Source organism: Catenovulum sp. 2E275, assembly GCF_025515275.1.
Taxonomy (GTDB): Bacteria; Pseudomonadota; Gammaproteobacteria; order Enterobacterales; family Alteromonadaceae; genus Catenovulum.
In genome coordinates, this window is record NZ_JAOPFU010000126.1 from 1 (window position 1) to 551 (window position 551).

The window sequence follows — 551 nt, forward strand, 5'->3', positions numbered from 1 at the left end:
AGTACGGTTTTCATTAGTTGGTAGGCTTCGCAGATAAGTTGCATGTCGCCGTATTCGATACCATTGTGAACCATTTTGACAAAGTGACCTGCACCGCCATCACCTACCCAGTCACAACAAGGGACGGTTAGGTTGCCGTTGTCGTCTGCAACTTTGGCTGATATGCCTTGGAAGATGTCTTTTACGTGTGGCCATGCGGCTTTGTCGCCACCTGGCATGATAGATGGACCGGTTAATGCGCCTTCTTCACCACCTGATACACCTGAGCCAATGTAATGCAGACCTTTTTCGGCTAAATAGGCTGTACGTCTGTCTGAATCTGGGAAATGTGAGTTACCGCCATCGATGATGATGTCGCCGGCTTCTAAATGTGGGATAAGTTGTTCAATAAAGTCGTCAACTACTTGCCCTGCTTTTACCATTAACATGACTTTGCGTGGTTTTTCTAATGAGGCTACAAGTTCTTCTACGCTTTGTGCACCGCGGATGTTTTTACCTGCTGCGCGGCCGTTTAAGAATTTTTCAACTTTGTCGTAACTACGGTTGTAAGC

General features: G+C 46.6%; 1 protein-coding gene. It reads right to left on the reverse strand.

The features are described 5' to 3' along the window. The coding region (locus N7931_RS19360; protein WP_262795983.1) for an NAD(P)-binding domain-containing protein at nt 1-551 on the reverse strand (551 nt) is incomplete at both ends.